Below are 14,044 nucleotides of genomic sequence, written 5' to 3' on the forward strand. Positions count from 1 at the left end.
ATGCCGCAGCCGGCGGCATGAGCCGCAGCGCCCCGCGCCCTGCACCACGCGCTGCTGCTCCGGTTCCGGCAAAGCCTGCGCGCTCTCCTGCCCCCACGGCCTCGCATGGCAGCGGCGGCGAACCGCAGCGCCTGCGCCAGCTCGCCGAAGCCGCCTTCGCCCAGACCCGCGCAGCCCCCGGCAAGCCCGCTCCCCGACAGGTCGCCAACGGCCGCGCCCAGGACGATGGCTGGGAAGAGTTCTGAGGCAGGACGTCGATCCTCGAACAAACGGCGCTCGAACAAACGGCGCCCGAAAGGGCGCCGTTTTCGTTTCGGTCGATGTCCGCCCTCACTCCGGCAGCCGGTAGTCCTTGAACATCTCGCGCAGCGCCGTCTTTTGGATCTTGCCGGTCGCCGTATGCGGGATCGCCTCGACCAGCACGACATCGTCCGGCAGCCACCATTTCGCGATCTTGCCCTGCATGAAAGCCAGCATCTCCTCCTTGCCGGGGTGGCGCCCGTCCTTGGGCACGATGACCAGCAGCGGCCGCTCCTCCCATTTCGGATGCGCGACCCCGATGACCGCCGCCTCGGCCACGTCGGGATGGCCGACGGCGAGGTTTTCAAGATCGATCGACGAAATCCATTCGCCGCCGGACTTGATCACGTCCTTGGAGCGGTCTGTGACCTGCATGTAGCCGGCAGGATCGATGGTCGCGACATCGCCGGTGTCGAAGAAGCCCTGCTCGTCGAGGATCGCCTCGTCCGCGCGCCGGTAATAGGCACCCGACACTGCTGGGCCCCGCACCTTGAGCCGCCCGAAGGTCTTGCCGTCCCAGGGCAGGTCCTGCCCGGCATCGTCCGTCAGCCTGAATTCGACGGTGAAGGGCGGATGGCCCTGCTTCATCTTGAGATCGTAGAGCGCATCGCCTTCCAGATGGGCCTGCCCCGGCTTGATCGAGCAGAAGGAACCGAGCGGGCTCATCTCCGTCATGCCCCAGGCATGGGCGACGGTGACGCCGTATCTGAGCTCGAAGGCTTCCGTCATCGCCCGGGGACAAGCCGAGCCGCCGATCACCACCCGTTTCAGCGTCGAGAGCTCCGCGCCCGTCTTTTCCAGATATTCCAGCAGGCCGAGCCAGACGGTCGGCACCGCCGCTGTCATCGTCACCCCCTCCCCTTCCAGCAATTCGTGCAGGGAGGCGCCATCCAGCTTCGCGCCGGGCATCACGAGGTTGGCGCCGCTCATCGGCGCCGAATAGGCCAGCGACCAGCTATTGGCATGGAAGAGCGGCACGACCGGCATCACCGTATCGCGCGACGACAGGCCCATGTAATCCGGCGCGGCGCAGGCCAGCGCATGCAGCACATTGGACCGGTGCGAGTACAGCACGCCCTTCGGGCCGCCGGTGGTGCCGGAGGTGTAGCAGAGCCCCGCTGCGGTGTTCTCGTCGAGGCTTGCCCAGGCGAAGTCATCATCCGCCTCCGCAAGCCAGTCCTCATAGGGCACGGCGCCTTTCAGCGTCGTCTGCGGCATATGGGCGGCATCGGTCAGCAGGATATAGCGCTCGATGCTCGGCAATTTCTCCTCTAACGCCTCGACCATCGGGACGAAGGTGAGGTCGAGAAACAGCAGCCGGTCCTCGGCGTGGTTGACGATGCCCGCGATCTGCTCGGGGAAGAGCCGTGGATTGACGGTATGCGTGATCGCCCCGATCCCGCTGATCGCATACCAGAGCTCGAGATGCCGGTCGCTGTTCCAGGCCAGCGTCGCGACCCGGTCGCCGACGCCCACGCCCTCTCTCGTCAAGCGCTTGGCCGCCTTCAGCGCCCGGCTGCGAATCTCCGCATAGCTGCGCCGCCGCAGAACTCCGGTCTCGACGGCGCGGCTGACGACCCCGCGCGTGCCATGCTGAACGGCGGCATGGTCGATGATGCGGTGGAGCAGAAGCGGCCAATCCTGCATCAAGCCGAGCATGGTCATTCCTCCCGAGCGCGTTCTTTCCGGGAGGATAACGACGGCCCGACCCCAAGGGAAAGCAGACCTTCGGCAGGCTCGCATCCGACGCGCGAATGGTTTAGCTGTGATCCGTCGTTCGCCCCGGTGAAATCCCTTGTCCGCACTCAAACCTGCGCCGCACGCTGCTTCGGAGCCCGATCGCGTCTGGTTTCGCGTCATGCGGCTGCACCAGCGCATGCTGCTGCAGATGACGGCACGCATTCGCGCCATCGGCTTGTCGATCCCGCAATTCGACCTTCTCTCGACACTGACCGAGCAGGAAGGCATCAGCCAGAGCGAGTTGGCCGAACGCCTTTACGTCACCAAGGGCAATGTCTCCGGTCTGGTCGATCGACTGGTTCAGGCCGGCCTCGTCGAGCGTCGCGCCATCGCGGGCGACCGGCGCTCCTACGCCATGCATCTGACGCCGGAAGGGCGAAGCCTCGCGGAAACCGGGCTCGCCATCCAGCGCGATTTCGTCGCGAATACGCTGGGCAAGCTCGAGAGCGGCGACCTCGCCGAGCTCGACCGGCTCGTGCTGACGTGGCGCGATCTTGCCCGGGCGATCGACGCAAGATGACACCTCTGCCGGGAAGCCGGCTCCAGGCGCGGACCTTGCATCGCCCGCAGGCGGATGCAGTGGCACACTCTGCCGTCTAGCCCACCAAATTTGCTCAACATTTGCGGCCAGTCAGGCGTAGGGTGGCAAGAATACTCAACAGCGAGCGGGAGCCCATCATGCTGTCGAATTTGGCCGTCAGGGACATCGAGACACTCGTCCATCCCTATACGAACCTCGCGGCCCATCGGGATAACGGCCCGCTTGTGATCGAGAGCGGCAAGGGCGTCTACGTCACCGATTCGAACGGCAAGGACTACATCGAAGGCATGGCCGGGCTCTGGTGCACCTCGCTGGGCTTCTCCAACCAGGAGCTGGCCGAGACCGCCTACGAGCAGATGAAGAAGCTGCCCTACCAGCATATCTTCGGCGGCCGCAGCAATGATCCGGCGATCGAGCTGGCCGAGAAACTGAAGGAAATCGCCCCGGTCCCGATCTCGAAGGTGTTCTACGGCGCCTCCGGCTCCGACGCCAACGACACCCAGGTCAAGATCGTCTGGTATCTCAACAACGCGCTCGGCCGGCCGCAGAAGAAGAAGATCATCTCTCGTCTGAAGGGCTATCACGGCGTCACGGTCGCCTCGGCCTCGCTGACCGGCCTGCCCAACAACCATATCGATTTCGACCTGCCGCTGCCCGGCATCCTGCACACCTCCTGCCCGCATCACTACCGCTTCGCGGAGCCCGGCGAGAGCGAGCAGGATTTCTCCAGCCGTCTTGCCGCCGAGCTGGAAGAGATGATCCTGCGCGAGGGGCCAGACACCGTCGCCGCCTTCATCGCCGAGCCGGTGATGGGCGCAGGCGGCGCGATCACCCCGCCGGCCGGCTATTTCGAGAAGGTCAACGCGATCCTCGCCAAATACGACATCCTGTTCATCTCGGACGAGGTCATCACCGGCTTCGGCCGCACGGGCGAGATGTTCGGCACCGCCACCTATGGCATGGCCGCGGATTCGATCTCGCTCGCCAAGCAGATCACCTCGGCCTATTTCCCGCTCAGCGCCGTGATGCTGAACGACAAGATCTACGACGTGCTGGTCGACCAGAGCCGCAAGATCGGCGTCTTCGGTCATGGCAACACCTATGCGGGGCACCCGGTCGGCTGCGCCATCGCCGTCAAGACGCTGGAGATCTACCAGCGCGACAAGATCGTCGATCACGTCAAGAAGGTTTCCCCGACCTTCCTGAAGCGCCTCGAGAAACTCACCGAACATCCGCTCGTCGGCGAGGCGCGCGGCGTCGGCCTGATCGGCGGCGTCGAACTTGTCCGCGACAAGCAGACCAAGGCCGCCTTCGAGATCAAGAAGGGTGTCGGCGCCAAGGCCGTCGCCTTCGCCTTGCAGGAAGGCCTGATCACCCGCGCCATGGGCGACCGCCTCGCATTCTGCCCGCCGCTCATCATCACCGAGGCTGAGATCGAGGAGATGTTCGACCGCTGCGAGCGCGCGCTGAACAAGACGTTGGATTGGGCCAAGGGCGAAGGCCTGCTCGCCGCCTGAGCGATCGCCATCGCGCCGATCGGAGCTTCGAAGCCGGGCCCAGCGCCCGGCTTTTTCGCGGGCGATTGTGGCAAAACCCGTTCGAAAAAACCGGCATTGCCACGAACTGATCACGATCGTGCCGCGCCGCCGTCCCGATCCGGCGCGACCGTAGCGATGCCGGGATCGAGACCCTCGGCACGAGACATCAGTCGGGAGTTTTATTTCACCACTGCGCGCATACCCAACTTCAATCCGATCTGGCTTCACGACGCGATCGCGGTCGAAGCTTTTCAAATGTCCCCTCTTCACCTGCCAATCGGCTGGACGAGAGGGGAACCAAGTGGATTGTCGGCGCGTTTTGAGACCGGATGATGGATGAGAGGATGACCCGCCTCACCGTCTTTCATCACGGTTTTGACGACCGTAGCCTCCTTTTCGAGACCCAATAACTGGCCGGCGTGGAGCTTCTCCCGCCGGCCTTTTTTCTTGCGCCGGCCTTATTCGCTGCTCCCGAGCCCTCGGCCTGATGAGGGACGTCTCGGTGCCCGTAAAAAACGGGCGCCTCGCAGCGCCCGCTCATCACTCTCGCATCATCGAACCCTGGCCGGCTCGGATCAGACCACGATGACCCGGGCGCCGGCAGGAACGCGGTTGTAGAGGTCGATCACGTCGATGTTCCGCATGCGGATGCAGCCCGACGACGCGCCACGACCGATCGTCTCCGGCTCGTTGGTGCCGTGGATGCGGTAGAGGGTGTCGTTGCCGTTCTGGTAGAGATAAAGCGCGCGGGCGCCGAGCGGATTGTCCGGCCCGCCATTCATGCCACCCGCCACCGGCTTCAGATGCGGCCAACGCTTTACCATCTCGGCCGGCGGCGTCCATCGCGGCCACTCGGCCTTGCGCTGGATCGTGGCCTCGCCCGTCCAGCCATAGGCCTCGTCGCCGGTCGCGACGCCATAGCGAATGGCCTTCTTGTTCGGCAGCACGAGATAGAGGAACTTCTCCTTGGTATCGATATAGATCGTCCCAGGAGGCTGGCCGGTCGGGTCGGAGATTTCGTAGGGAAGATAAGGCAGATAGGTGTCGAACTTCGGCACCAGCGCGATATATTCGGCGTCGCGGGCCGAGAGCTGCGGAGCCTGGACGCTCTTGTACTGGCAGGCTCCCAGAAGGGCAGCCAAGGCCAGGGCAACGAAAACGGTCTTCTTCATAGCTTGCACCCGCGACCCGAAGGCAGCCTTTATGGTGAATCAACGGTTAACGCTTCGTAGCACTGGCCGAAACGCCACATGAAGGCCGGCAGAACGCTGTGCCGCAGGGGTAGGCCGCAACCGGCGGTGTCGCAACCCGCTTCCGCCTTCGGGGCGGTTTCGCTGCGGAACCGTGGCAATCACGCCACGTTTTTCCTTGCCACCGACCGTCGAGCAGGATGACAGGCCTTTGACCACCCTCTTCATCACCCATCCCGCTGGCCTGCGCCACCTCATGCCCGATGGCCATCCGGAACGTCCCGACCGCTTGAGGGCCGTCGAGCGCGCCCTGGAGGCGGAGGCGTTCGCTTCGCTGATTCGGCTCGAGGCTCCGCAAGCCACGCTCGAGCAGGTCGCGCTCTGCCACCCGGCTCCCTACATCGACAAAGTGCTGAAGGCGGCGCCGTCGGACGGTCTCGTTTCACTGGATGCGGACACGGTGATGTCCCCTGGTACCGTCGAGGCGGCGTTGCGCGGCGTCGGCGGGGCGATCCTCGCCGTCGACGAGGTCATGACCGGCCGTGCCCGCAATGCCTTCAGCGCGATGCGCCCGCCGGGACACCACGCCGAGCGCGAGCGTGCCATGGGCTTCTGCTTTTTCAACCAGGCCGCCATCGCCGCGCGCCACGCCCAGCGCATGCACGGCGCCAAGCGTGTCGCCATCGTCGATTGGGACGTTCACCATGGCAACGGCACGCAGGACATTGTTTGTGACGATGCCAGCATCCTTTATGCCTCGACCCACGAGATGCCGCTCTATCCCGGAACAGGGGCGCCCACGGAGCGTGGCGCGCATGACACCATCGTCAATGTCGCGCTGAGCCCGGGCAGCGGCTCCGATGAATTCCGGGAGGCGTTCGACCTCGCCATCCTGCCGCGCGTCGAGGCTTTTCGCCCTGATCTCATCATCATCTCGGCCGGGTTCGACGCGCATTGGCGCGACCCGCTCGCCGACATCAACCTGCGCGAGGCCGATTTCGGCTGGGCGACCTCGAAGCTGATGGAGATCGCCGATCGTTGCTGCGGCGGCAGGGTGGTCTCCGTCCTGGAGGGCGGCTACGACCTCCAGGCGCTGACGACCTCGACCACGGCCCATGTCGCCGCCCTGATGGGGGGCTGATGCCGCTCAGGCGAGCGGCTGCGTCTCCGCGATCTCGATGCCGAAGCCGCTCAGGCCCACATAGGAGCGCGCCGAGGACGCCAGATTCACGATCGAGCCGACACCAAGATCGCGCAGGATTTGCGCGCCGACGCCGACCTCGCGCCACTGCTGGTTGCGCAGCGCGTCGGAGCCTTCCTCATCCACGCTCTTGATCGGCACGCCGGCGCTGCCATCGCGGAGATAGACCAGAACGCCTCGCCCCTCCTGCTGGAAGCGCTTCAGCACGCACTGGATGGTGCCGGCTCCGCCGAGCACATCGGCCACGACATCGGCGCGGTGAAACCGCGCCGGCATCTTCTGGCCGTCGCCGACCTTGCCCATGACAAAGGCGAAATGCTGCGTGTCGTCGAAGGGCGTGACGTAGACATGGCCAGTCATCTCGCCGAACTCGGTCTTGACCGGGAAGGAGTGCACGCGCTCGACCAGCTTCTCGCGCGACTGGCGATAGGCGATGAGATCGGCGACGGTGATCTGCTTCAGCCCGTGCTTGGCGGCAAAGGCGGTGATCTGCGGCCCCTTCATCACGGTGCCGTCGTCATTGGCGAGCTCGCAGATGACGCCGACCGGCGGCAGCGCGGCAAGCTTGCACAGATCGACCGCCGCTTCCGTATGGCCCGACCGCATCAGCACCCCGCCCTCCTTGGCGATCAGCGGGAAGACATGGCCCGGCCTCACGAAATCGGTCGCGCCCATATTGCCGTTGGCGAGCGCGCGCACCGTGTTGCAGCGCTGCTCGGCCGAGATGCCGGTGGTGAGCCCATGCTTGACGTCGACCGTGATGGTGAAGGCCGTGCCAAGCGGCGCGTCGTTGGAAGACACCATCGGGTCCAGCCGCAGGCGCCTTGCCTCTGCCGGGGTCAGCGGCGCGCAGACGATGCCGCAGGTGTTGCGGATGATGAACGCCATCTTCTCCGGCGTGCAGAGCGAAGCCGCGACGATGAGATCGCCCTCGTTCTCGCGATCGTCGTCATCGGTGACGATGACGATCTCGCCGCGGGCGAAGGCTTCGATGGTCTCGGTGACGTTGTTGGTCATGCTGGCCTCGCGTGGCCCTGACAGGCCGAGAAAATCATTGGGAGTGACGGAGCCGCCAGTGGCGGAGGCGATGCGCTCGGCGCTTTCGCGGGAGATCCACGACGATGGATCGTTGCAGAGCGCCGTGACGCTGGCAGGCGACAATGCTACCGTCTTTGCGAAGGTGCTGCGAGCGATGTTGTTCTGCCGGAGCCAGACGTCGAGCTTCATGCGGCGAAGTTAATACGACGCAGTTTCATCCGCAATGAACGACCCATGCACTTTCAGTATTGCTGAAATGCATGCCGATCTCGTTAGCGCTACCCGTCATTGCGAGACGCGAAGCGACAAAGCAATCCAGGAGGACAGGGCTGGAGCGCTTCACCCAGCCGCCCTGGATTGCTTCGCTACGCTCGCAATGAAGGCTGCTTCCGTGGATGGCGCCTGACGTCACTCCTGAAACGGCCAGCGCGGCTCGATCACGCCGACCTGCCCGCGATGGCGCAGATAATGATCCGCCAACACACAGGCGACCATCGCCTCGCCGACAGGCACAGCCCGGATACCGACGCAGGGGTCGTGTCGCCCCTTGGTGAACATCTCCGCCTCGCCTCCCGTCCGCGTCACGGTCGCTCTCGTGGCGAGGATCGAGGAGGTCGGCTTCACCGCGAAGCGCGCCACGATCGGCTGCCCGGTCGAAATACCGCCGAGGATGCCGCCGGCATGGTTGGACAGGAACAGCGGGCGGCCATCATTGCCGGCACGCATCTCGTCGGCATTGTCTTCGCCGGACAATTCCGCAGCGCCGAAGCCATCTCCGATCTCGACGCCCTTGACTGCATTGATGCTCATCAGCGCCGCTGCGATCTCGGCGTCGAGCTTGCCGTAGATCGGCGCGCCCAACCCCGCCGGAGCGCCTTCCACCACGATCTCCAGCACCGCGCCGATCGACGAGCCGGATTTGCGGATGCCGTCGAGATAGGTTTCGAACAGGGCCGCGGCCTTGGCGTCGGGGCAAAAGAACGGATTGTTGCCGATCTCGTCCCAATCCCAATTGGCGCGGTCGATCTTGTGCGGTCCCATCTGCACCAGCGCGCCACGCACGATCATCCCCGGCACGACCTTGCGCGCGATGGCGCCGGCCGCGACCCGCATCGCCGTCTCGCGCGCCGAGGAGCGCCCGCCGCCGCGATAATCTCGGATGCCGTATTTGACGTCGTAGGTGTAGTCGGCGTGCCCGGGCCGGTATTTGTCCTTGATCTCGGAATAGTCCTTCGAGCGCTGGTCGACATTGTCGATCATCAGGCCAATCGAGGTGCCGGTCGTGACCTGCTCGCCATCGCTCTCGCGGGCGAAGACGCCCGAAACGATACGAATCTGGTCGGGCTCCTGCCGTTGCGTGGTGAAGCGCGACTGACCGGGCCGGCGCCGATCCAGATCGCCCTGAATATCGGCCTCGTTCAGCGGGATCAGCGGCGGGCAACCGTCGACGACGCAGCCGATCGCGGGCCCGTGGCTCTCGCCGAAGGTAGTGACGCGGAAGAGGTGGCCGAAACTGTTATGGGACATGGACGCCTGCACGAAAATCCGTGCAGGCACTTAGTCCGTGGCGGGACCGGCGGTCAAACCCGCCGGCTCCGGTTCAGTGAGCCAACACCGCCTTCGCAGGTACCGCCGGCGCGCCCTCCCAGCGCGTATGCGCCGGCAGGTTTTCGCCCTTCATGATCACCGTGAGCTGCCCGACATGGGCATAGTCGCCGACATGTGTGTCGTAGAGCACGGTCGCACCCGCGCCGACGCAGACACCCTTGCCGAGCCGCACGCGCCCCGTCTTCATCACGCGGTCCTCGTAGAGATGGGTCTGCAGCGCCGAATGGGCATTGATGGTGCAGAAATCGCCGACGCGGATGCAGTCGAACTCGGTGATATCGGTCGAGTCCAGCCAGACGCCCTTGCCGTATTTCGCGCCGAACAGCATCAGGAACCAGGGCAGGAACGGCGTGCCGCGCAGATAGTCGAACAGCACCTTGCCGCCCAGGCCCCAATACATCACCGCAACGGCCTCGGTGCGCATCGCCCACCACGACCACATCGGCTTCATCACGGGCTTGTAGACGCCCATCATCAACCACTTAACGGCCGCGCAGATCAGCGCTTGCACCAGCGCGATCACCATCGCCACGCCCATGAAGGAGACGACCAGACCGAGCCAATCCCCTTCGTTGATGCGCTGCTGCAGCACGAGATCGACGGCGATGGTGCCGAAGGTGATGAACAGCATCGAGGGGAAGGAGGTGTGCAGCGCCTCGAACAGGCCGCGCCCGACCTGCTTCATCATCGAGGGCTTGTAGGTCCAGTCCGCACCGAGATCGACCTTCTGCCGCGTCGGCAGCTTGATCGGCGGCGAGCCGAACCAGGTATCGCCCGGCTGCATCCGGTCGTTGGCCGGCGGCTTCGACTTGATGCCGATCAGGACACGGTCGGGGATGATCGAGCCTGGAGGCACGACCGCATCATTGCCGACGAAGACCTGCTCGCCGGTCCGCGTCTGGTCAAGCCGCATATAGCCACGGCGCATTTCCTCGTCGCCGAACACCACCTCGTCGGCGATGAAGTTGCCGGCACCGATCCCGGTCACGTCGTAGCGGCCCGAGAGATTGGTCGAGATTTCGGCGCCACGTCCGATCCGCGCGCCCATCAGGCGGTACCAGGCCCGCATGTAGATGGTTGCAAACAGCGAGGAGAGCGTTTCCAGCGTCACCTCTGTTGCCAGCGCCACCGTCCATTTGCGCGCGTAAAAACTCGAATGGATCGAATAGGTGCCGGTGGTCACGCGCGGCAGGATGATCCAGCGCAGAGCCGCCATCAGCACGACGGTGAAAGCGATGAGACCGATCGCGGTCGGCCAGGTCAGGATCGGCAGGAACCAGAGATAGCTGATGTCGGTCCAGGTCGCGATCCAGTTGTCGATCTTGTCGAAAAGCCAGAAGGCGGGGAAGATCGGCAGCAGGCTGACAGGCGGCAGCACGATCAGCATCAGCACGTAAAACGCTGTCAGCAGCGCGCGTCGCACCGGCGACGCCTGGGCCTGCGCCGGCAGCGTCGCGAGATCGACCGTGCCCACCTTGCGGCCGGGAGAACCGTCCCAGCTTTCCGCCTCGCCGATATGGGTATGAGGCGCGATCGAGGTCAGATCACCGATTTCGGCATGGTCGCCGATGACCGAACCGTGACCGAACACGACCGAGGCGCCGGCCGAAACGTCCTTGCCGATGGTGATCCGGCCGATGATCAGCTTGTCGCCGATGGCCTCGCCATTGGCGAAGGTGGTCTTGCTGCCGAAGCTCGACCCGTCGCCGATCTCGATCAGATCGATCGCGCCGGCTTCATAATCCGAGATGATCACGTCGCGGCCGATCTTGGCGCCGAGCAGGCGCCAGTAGAAGCGCATCACCGGCGTGCCTTGCAGCCACTTGATGTGCACCAGCCCGGCGATGCGGGCCGCGAACCACCAGCGGAAATAATAGACGCCCCAGAGCGGATAGACGCCCGGCTTCGTCTTTCCGAGCACGATCCATTTCAGCGCGATGGCGATGATCGCCGTTGCGATGATGATCAGCACATAGACGCCGAGCAAAGCGCCGATCTGACCCATCAGCGAGAGGTCCTCGCCGGACATGATCATGTAGGTCACGAAGACGCCGAGCCACTGCGCCGTCGACAGCCCGATGATCACCGGCAGCACGGCCGCCTGCGCCAGACCGCACAGGAAGCGGCGCATGAAGGGCGGCGGCGTGAAGGACAGATCTTCGACGTCGGCGGCGCCGCGCTCTTCAAGCACGGCAGCCATTGCCCGCAAGGTGCGCGCACCATAGACGTCCTGCAACGTGATGCCGGCATAGGCCGGCGTCTCGCGCACGATCGAGATGAAACGCGCAGCAAGCAGCGAGTGCCCGCCAAGGTCGAGGAAGAAGTCGGCCTCCAGCGGCAAGCTCGAAGCACCCAGAACCCGCTTGGCAGCTTCCAGCAGCACGGCCTCCGCAGCATTGCGCGGCGGTTCCTGCTCGCCATCCGAGCTCGGCGCCGTCAGCGGCGCCGCCTTCAGCATTTTCCGATCGACCTTGCCGGAGACCATGCGCGGCAGCGAGCCTGCAGCCTCGAAATGCGCCGGCACCATATAGGGCGGCAGCTTCTCGCGCAGCGCCGCCCGCAGCGCCGGCCCGTCGACACCGACACCGGGCTCAGGCACCACGAAGGCCACCAGCCGCTCGATGCCGTCATCGGTGCGCAGCACGACCGCCGCCTGCGCGACTCCGGGCTCGTCGGCGAGCTTCGATTCGATCTCGCCAAGCTCGACGCGGAAGCCGCGGATCTTGATCTGGTCGTCGATGCGGCCATGGAAAACGATATTGCCGTTGGCATCGAGGCTGACGGCATCGCCCGAACGGTAGAGGATGGGATCGTCGCCTCCGGCCACGCTGGCGAACGGATTGGCGATGAACTTCTCGGCCGTCAGTTCCGGCCGGCCGTGATAGCCCTTGGCGACGCCGGGCCCGCCGATCAGCAATTCGCCCTGTTCGCCCGGCTGCACCAGCCGCAGGTCCTCTCCGACCACATAAGCGGTATAATTCGCGATCGGCTTACCGATCGTCACGACTTCGCCGGGCACGACTTCCGCCGCCGTCGCCACCACCGTGGCCTCGGTCGGGCCATAGGTGTTGAGAATGCGCCGTCCGGGCCGCGACCATTTCTGCACGATGGCCGGCGGCAAAGCCTCGCCGCCGAGCAGGATCAGCCTCAGCGAAGGCACGTCGGCGGGCAGGATGCCGAGCAGCGTCGGCACCGTATCGATGACGGTGACGCCGGCTTCGCTCAGGATCACGGGCAGCTTCTCGGCATCGCCCATCATCTCGGGCGAGGCGACGAACAGCGTCGCGCCGACGAGATAGGGCGTCCAGATCTCCTCCATCGAGAGGTCGAACGCCACTGAAGCACCCTGAAACACAACATCGTCGGGCCCGATGCCGTAGAACGCGTTCCCCGAGCGAAGGAAGTGACAGATGTTGCGATGGCTGATGACGATCGCCTTGGGCACGCCCGTCGAGCCCGAGGTGTAGATCAGATAAGCCGGGTGATCCTTGGTCAGCCCCGCCGCACGTGCGGCCGGTTCAGAGCCATCCGCCGCGGCAGACAACGCCTCCGGCGTCCAGACCTTGCGCTCGGTTGCCTCGGCGCGGAAAGTCCATCCGGGAGCGGTGACGATGCCCTTGGCGGTCGCATCGTTCAGGCAGGTCGCGATCCGCTCGACCGGTGCCTCGGCGTCGAAGGGCACCCAGGCGGCGCCTGCGCGCGTGATCGCGATCTGGGCGATCAGGAGGTCGATGCCGCGCGGCATCCAAAGCCCGACCATGTCGCCGGGGCCGGCGCCGGCAAGCTGCAGGCCGCGCGCCTGGCGACCGGCCTCCGCCCAGATTTCGGCATAGCTCAGCGAACGTCCCGGTGCGATCAGCGCGGTATGGTCGGGCCGCGCTGCGACCGTCGCCGCGAAAATCTCGGAAAGGACCTCGTCGCGAACCAGCTCCGGGCGCTTCTCGCCCGCCAGCATGCCGAGAGGATGGGCGACGGCCGCATCAGCCGCTGCCGCCAGCTTCGTCATATCGTTCATCGCGCCCCGCTGCGCTTCCAGAGCCTGCTTACTCCTCGCCAACAACCGTCGGCCGGAGGAAGCTGTTCCTACCACGCACCTTAAAAGAAACCATGAAACGCAAGCGGCATCATCGCCGTCGGGGCGGAGCCCCTTTAACAGCGCACCGTCTCTGACAGCGCTGCTCCCGCCATCGTTCTCCGATATCGACCGTGAACCCGGCGTGAATGGGGCAGCCTGCTGTCAAACCCAATCCGCGCTGTTGCCTTCCACGACAAGCAGCTTGCCCTGCCAGATCTCGACCATCGACGCCTTTTGCGGTGAAACCGCGCCGACAAGCGCGAGCACCGCACGGGCGACACCGCCATGGCTGACGATCACCGTCTCCCGCGCCAGCTCTTCAAGCACGGGGCGGACGCGTTCCGCCAGCATGCGATAGCTTTCGCCGCCGGGCGGTACGAAGCCCCATTTGTCGCGCTCGCGTAAGCCGGCCTGTTCGCGCTCCGCCTTGCGGATGTCGCGCCAGGTGAAGCCCTCCCAGCTACCGAAGGTCAGTTCCTTCAACCGCTCGTCGAAACGGTATTCGCCAGGCGTCATCGCGAGTTCGCGACGCAGGATGTCCATGGTTTCGCGCGCACGCTGCATCGGAGAGCACAGATAATCGAGATCCGCGAAATTCGGTGCCAGCGTCTTCAGCCGCCCGGCCGCCTCGGCGGCCTGCTCGCGGCCGAGCGCGTTCAGCGGAATGTCCTGCCCGCCTTGCAGGCGCCCTTCCCTGTTCCAGTCGGTCTCGCCGTGGCGGACGAGGATGAGCCGGTGCGAGAGCGTGAGCGGGAGCATGTCCGGCTTCTGCACGCTGCGGGTGGCGCCGTCAAAACCTAACACGCCTCACCA

Annotated in this window: 9 protein-coding genes and 1 pseudogene; 4 read left to right on the forward strand and 6 right to left on the reverse strand. The window is 65.2% G+C overall.

Annotated features, from left to right (window positions below):
* Positions 1 to 245, forward strand: a pseudogene (locus AC1DR6_RS14645) (hypothetical protein); the annotation flags it as partial.
* A gap of 85 nt (positions 246 to 330) precedes the next feature.
* On the opposite strand, the gene AC1DR6_RS14650 reads toward AC1DR6_RS14645, so the two are convergent.
* Positions 331 to 1,959, reverse strand: coding sequence for a long-chain-fatty-acid--CoA ligase (locus AC1DR6_RS14650; protein ID WP_476829982.1), 1,629 nt, complete (start codon positions 1,957 to 1,959; stop codon positions 331 to 333).
* Positions 1,960 to 2,158: 199 nt separating this feature from the next.
* Between AC1DR6_RS14650 and AC1DR6_RS14655 the strand changes: the two genes are divergently transcribed.
* Positions 2,159 to 2,560 carry a MarR family winged helix-turn-helix transcriptional regulator gene (locus AC1DR6_RS14655; RefSeq protein WP_476830217.1) on the forward strand — a complete coding sequence of 134 codons (402 nt, stop codon included), beginning with the start codon at positions 2,159 to 2,161 and terminating at the stop codon, positions 2,558 to 2,560.
* 158 nt (positions 2,561 to 2,718) lie between these two features.
* Entirely contained in the window at positions 2,719 to 4,098 is a 1,380-nt protein-coding gene (locus tag AC1DR6_RS14660; RefSeq protein ID WP_476829983.1) for an aspartate aminotransferase family protein, read from the forward strand.
* A gap of 596 nt (positions 4,099 to 4,694) precedes the next feature.
* Here AC1DR6_RS14660 and AC1DR6_RS14665 read toward each other — a convergent pair.
* Positions 4,695 to 5,291, reverse strand: a complete 597-nt coding sequence (locus tag AC1DR6_RS14665) for a L,D-transpeptidase (RefSeq protein WP_476829984.1) — start codon at positions 5,289 to 5,291, stop codon at positions 4,695 to 4,697.
* Between the two features lie 229 nt (positions 5,292 to 5,520).
* Here AC1DR6_RS14665 and AC1DR6_RS14670 point away from each other — a divergent pair, with 229 nt between their 5' ends.
* Positions 5,521 to 6,450 carry a histone deacetylase family protein gene (locus tag AC1DR6_RS14670; protein ID WP_476829985.1) on the forward strand — a complete coding sequence of 310 codons (930 nt, stop codon included), beginning with the start codon at positions 5,521 to 5,523 and terminating at the stop codon, positions 6,448 to 6,450.
* A 6-nt stretch (positions 6,451 to 6,456) separates the two neighbouring features.
* Here the strand turns inward: AC1DR6_RS14670 and ribB are convergent, their stop codons facing one another.
* The 4 genes from ribB to AC1DR6_RS14690 all read right to left on the reverse strand — a co-directional run bounded on the left by ribB (position 6,457) and on the right by AC1DR6_RS14690 (position 13,990).
* Positions 6,457 to 7,737: a 3,4-dihydroxy-2-butanone-4-phosphate synthase gene (gene ribB / locus AC1DR6_RS14675; RefSeq protein WP_476829986.1), complete on the reverse strand. Its 1,281-nt coding sequence runs from the start codon at positions 7,735 to 7,737 to the stop codon at positions 6,457 to 6,459.
* Positions 7,738 to 7,956: 219 nt separating this feature from the next.
* Positions 7,957 to 9,075 carry a chorismate synthase gene (aroC, locus tag AC1DR6_RS14680; protein ID WP_476829987.1) on the reverse strand — a complete coding sequence of 373 codons (1,119 nt, stop codon included), beginning with the start codon at positions 9,073 to 9,075 and terminating at the stop codon, positions 7,957 to 7,959.
* A gap of 73 nt (positions 9,076 to 9,148) precedes the next feature.
* On the reverse strand, positions 9,149 to 13,171 hold the full coding sequence (locus AC1DR6_RS14685) for a Pls/PosA family non-ribosomal peptide synthetase (protein WP_476829988.1): 4,023 nt from the start codon (positions 13,169 to 13,171) through the stop codon (positions 9,149 to 9,151).
* A gap of 222 nt (positions 13,172 to 13,393) precedes the next feature.
* On the reverse strand, positions 13,394 to 13,990 hold the full coding sequence (locus AC1DR6_RS14690; protein ID WP_476829989.1) for a histidine phosphatase family protein: 597 nt from the start codon (positions 13,988 to 13,990) through the stop codon (positions 13,394 to 13,396).
* Positions 13,991 to 14,044 lie beyond the last annotated feature (54 nt).

The organism is Allobosea sp. P5_A5 (genome assembly GCF_056400625.1).